This window comes from Streptomyces anatolicus (genome assembly GCF_019400875.1).
In the GTDB taxonomy this organism is placed as follows: Bacteria; Actinomycetota; Actinomycetes; order Streptomycetales; family Streptomycetaceae; genus Streptomyces; species Streptomyces anatolicus.
The window spans coordinates 1-3,281 of record NZ_WMBF01000619.1; the positions used below are offsets into that span (position 1 = coordinate 1).

At 73.6% G+C, this 3,281-nt stretch carries 3 protein-coding genes; all 3 read right to left on the reverse strand.

Translation table 11 applies throughout. The features are described from left to right. A partial coding sequence (locus GKQ77_RS30445) for a LysR family transcriptional regulator (protein WP_219692348.1) occupies positions 1–733 on the reverse strand: 733 nt, incomplete at its 3' end. Between the two features lie 29 nt (positions 734–762). Further along, the gene (locus GKQ77_RS30450; RefSeq protein WP_219692349.1) at positions 763–1,692 is read right to left on the reverse strand and encodes a DMT family transporter; all 930 of its coding nucleotides are present in this window, start codon (positions 1,690–1,692) and stop codon (positions 763–765) included. Positions 1,693–1,801: 109 nt separating this feature from the next. Continuing rightward, positions 1,802–3,217 carry an FAD-dependent monooxygenase gene (locus GKQ77_RS30455; protein ID WP_219692350.1) on the reverse strand — a complete coding sequence of 472 codons (1,416 nt, stop codon included), beginning with the start codon at positions 3,215–3,217 and terminating at the stop codon, positions 1,802–1,804. Positions 3,218–3,281 lie beyond the last annotated feature (64 nt).

Genomic DNA, 3,281 nt, shown 5'->3' on the forward strand with positions numbered 1-3,281 from the left:
CCCCCATCCCCGCCCCCACCATCGCGAGGATCGCCGTCCAGCCGGACGCCGAGTGTGCCTGTTCCGGGGTGAAACCGGCGCCCTCGCACGCCGCCCGCGTGATCTCCGACCAGGGGCCGCTGCCGCCGAAGATCCACGGCTCCCCCGCCAGGTCGGCGAGGCGCAGCCCCTCGGCCGCCGCCAGGGGGTGGTCGGCGGGCAGCGCCACGTCCAGGGGGTCGGCGACCAGGGACTCCCGGGTGAAGCGGGGGTCCGCGTCGGGTGAGGCGGGCGCCTGGACCGCGAGGGAGAGGGCGACATCCACCTCTCCGGCGGCGAGGAGTTCGTACGCCTGAGCCGCCTCGGCCTCCCGCACCCGCACGGAGATCCCCGGCGCCGCCTCCCGCAGCGCGAGCACCGCCGGTACGACGAGCGCGGGCACCGCCGTGGAGAACGCCCCGACCCGCACCTCCCCCGCCTCGCCCTGCGCATACGCCGCCAACTCCGCGTCCGCCCGCTCCAGTTGGGCGAAGACCGCCTCGGCGTGCCGCAGCACGAGGTGGGCCGCGTCGGTCAGCCTGACCCGGCGCCCATGGGCCTCGAGGAGCGGTACGCCCAGCTGCTTGGCGAGGTTGGACAGCTGCTGCGACACCGCCGACGGCGTCATCCGCAGCACCTGCGCCGTCGCCGTGACGGTCCCCCGCTCACTCAACGTACGCAGGATCGTCAGCTTCTTGATGTCCCACTCGCTCATGGAGCCAACGTACCGACCGGCCCGCACCCCTACTTCCCGCGGCCCGCGCCGCCCAGCACGACCCCGCCGAGGATCAGGCCCATGCACAGCACCTGAAGCCACCCCATCGCCTCGCCGAGCAGCGCGAAGGAGAGGAGGGCCACGCAGACCGGCTGGAGGTAGTAGACGATCCCGGCGCGGGCGGCGCCGATGACCGAGATGGCCTTGTTCCAGGCGAAGAAGGCGACCGCCGACGACACCACGCCCACGTACAGGAGCGGGGAGATTGTGCCGGGGGTCGGCTCGAAGCCGCCCTGCACCGCGTAGCTGACCGCGAAGACCGGCAGCAGCATCAGCGCGCCGAGCACGAACGTCGAGAAGAGGAACGGCAGTCCGCCGATCTCGGCCGGCTTGCGCTTGAGGAGCGCGCTGTAGGAGCCGAAGGAGAGCGCGGCCGCGATCACCCACAGGTCGCCCACCGCGAAGTCCATGGCGAGGGAGCCCTTGCTGACGAGGAGCAGTACCCCGGCGCAGGCGACGAGCATGCCGGTCACGCGGCGCGCGCCGAGCCGGGTGCCGCCGGCGCGTTCGTAGAGGGCCATGAGGACGGGCGAGGCGGCCATGATCATGCCCATGTTGCCGGCGGTGGTCGTCAGGCCGGCCTGGTTGACCAGGGTGTTGTAGACGGCGACGCCCAACAGGGCGGCGAGGAGGAGGAAGCGCAGGTGTACACGGAGGAGCCTCCGCTGCCGCCAGGTCTCACGGGCCGCGAACGGGGCCACCGCCGCGATCGCGATGACCCACCGCCAGAAGGCGTGCTGGACGGGCGGCACGGTGTCGTGCAGGGCGCGGGAGGTGACGAAGCTGCCCGACCAGACGACCGTGGCGAGGGCCGCGAGGGCGAGCCCGGCGCCGAGGGGGCGGGCTGCCGGGTGCGCGGCCGGTGCGGTACGGGCGGGGGTCCGGTCGAGGAGTGCCACGGGGTATCCCTTTTCTCTCTCCCCGGCTCCGCGGGGGATCGCTGTCGTGTGCGGGACAACCGTCGCACCCCCTCACCCATCACGTCCATCGAATCTTTTCGGCTTTAACTTAAAGCTGAGCTGAACGTTCCAGCGCCGCTCGCACCTCCTCCGCGTCCGCCTCCTCCCCGGCCCACGCCACATACCCGTCCGGCCTGACCAGGAGCGACGTACGCCGCTCGCTCGCCCAGTGCGCGAGCACCGCCCGCCCCGCCGCCCGCCGCACGCCACGCGGCACGACGAGGACGAACTCGCCCGCCCGCAGCACCTCGTAGAGGCGGCCCTCCACCAGCGCGAGGTCGGGCACCCGTCGCCCGACGAGCCGGTGGGCGCCCCGCGGGGCCCGGTAGGCGAAGCCGATGCCGGTGAGCTGGCCGACCGCCTCGGCGCGCACGGCGGGGACCCCCCTGACGACCGCGGCGAACGCGGCCCGCGCCCCGCGCGTCCACGGCCGCTTGGCCATCGCGAGCCTGACGAGCCCGCCGCTGCTGCGCAGGACCGCCTTGCCGACCGGGTGCCGCTCGGCGTGATAGGTGTCCAACAGGCCCTTCGGGGCGCGGCCGTTGACGGCGGCGACCAGCTTCCAGCTCAGGTTCGCGGCGTCCTGGAGACCCGTGTTCATGCCCTGGCCGCCCGCCGGGGAGTGCACGTGCGCGGCGTCCCCGGCGAGGAAGACACGGCCCACGCGGTACGCGGGCACCTGCCGTTCGTCGCTGTGGAAGCGGGACATCCAGCGGGCGTCGTGCATCCCGAAGTCGCGGCCGAGCGCCTGCCGGACGATGTCCTTGACCTCGTCGAGGGCGAGCGGCTCGCTGTCGGGGACGTCGCGCGTGCGGTTCCAGCCGATGACGCGGTAGTAGCCGTCGGCGAAGGGCGCGATGAAGGCGAAGGCGTCACCGGCGGCGTTGACGGTGAGCAGGTTCGGCGGCTTCTCGGCGAGCCTGACGTCGGCGAGGACGAGCGAGCGGATGACGGACCTGCCAGGGAAGGGCAGCCCTACCGCCTCGCGCACCCCGCTGCGCAGGCCGTCCGCGCCGACGACGTACGCGGCGCGCAGGGTGCCCGGTTCGCCGCCGGGGCCCCGCACTTCGAGTGTCACGCCCTCCGCGTCCTGGGTGAGCCCCGCGACCTCGGTCTCGTACGCGAAACGCACCCCGGCCTCGGTCGCGCGCCGCTTGAGGGACCGCTCGACCTCGTACTGGGGCAGGACGAGCACGTGACGGAAGCGGGAGGGAAGGTGCGCGAGGTCCAGCGAGAGGCGGTCGAAGAGGCGGAGCCGGTTCAGCGGCTCCCCCTTGGCCTCCAGCTCGTCCGCGAGACCCCGGGCGTCGAGCTGCTCCAGGGTGCGGGCGTGTACGACCAGCGCGCGGGAGAGGTTGCTGATGCCGTGCGGCCGCTTCTCGACGAGGGTGACGGGGACGCCCGCGGCGGCCTTCGCGGTGGAGTCGGTGAACGGGTCGGGGCCCTGTGCGGCGACGGGCTGCATGAACAGTTCGCGGCCGCCGTCAGCGGCTTTCTTGTCGCCGTCGCCCGAGCAGCCCGCGACCGCG